The organism is Neisseria sp. P0009.S007 (genome assembly GCF_051962515.1).
Genome location: NZ_JBQCVF010000714.1, coordinates 1 through 857 on the forward strand (window position 1 = coordinate 1; position 857 = coordinate 857).

Below are 857 nucleotides of genomic sequence, written 5' to 3' on the forward strand. Positions count from 1 at the left end.
ACCCTGATGTGGCGCTTCATGCTTGCCGACAACCTCACCGACTGCGCCAAAATGATTGCCGAAATCAGCAACGGCAAACGCATGACGCGCGAGCGTTTGGAACAAAACATGATTAAAATGCGCCAAATCAACGCCCGTATGGTCAAAAGCCGCAGCCATCTGGCCGCCACATCCGGCGAAAGCCACATCAGCAACAATATGATGGAAGCCATGCAGCATGCTCACCGCAAAATCGTCAACACCACCGAGCTGCTCCTGACCACCGCCGCCAAACTTCGCGCGCCCACGCTCAACGAAAGCGAAATCCGCCTGCTCGACCGCCACTTCAACCAACTCCAACGCGAACTGCGCCTGACCGTCCGCCTCATCAAAGGCCACTACGCCCGCCGCATCCGCATTGATACTTCGCTCAATACCGAACTAAGCAAACCGGCCGCCCGCCTGCATTACGACTGGCAAGGCTTCCTTTGGCTCAGCACCAATATGCGCAACGAAATCGCCGCTTTGGTGATCCTGTTGCAACGTTCGCGCAATAAATGGTTGGACAAAAAAGAGTTGCAACGCCTGAAAGAACACCTGCGCAACGATACCGATCCAGAGCAACAATAGACCGTCTGAAAAACACAAACTCAAAATAAAAGCGAATTAGCCGCCGATGGCATCGGCCAATAAAAAAGGCCGCCTGAAACACAATAGTTCAGACGGCCTTTCAATCAATCCAATCAACAATAAATGCTACATAAAGCAAAATCCCCTGCGATTGCAGGGGATTTTTATATTTGGTTGCGGGAGCAGGATTCGAACCTACGACCTTCGGGTTATGAGCCCGACGAGCTACCATGCTGCTCCATCCCGCG

At 52.7% G+C, this 857-nt stretch carries 1 tRNA gene and 1 pseudogene; one reads left to right on the top strand and one right to left on the bottom strand.

The window, feature by feature from the left end:
• Positions 1 to 609 (top strand): annotated as a pseudogene (locus ACTHS3_RS15885) (FUSC family protein); the annotation flags it as partial.
• Positions 610 to 780: 171 nt separating this feature from the next.
• On the opposite strand, the gene ACTHS3_RS15890 reads toward ACTHS3_RS15885, so the two are convergent.
• Positions 781 to 857: transfer RNA gene (locus ACTHS3_RS15890), tRNA-Met, on the bottom strand.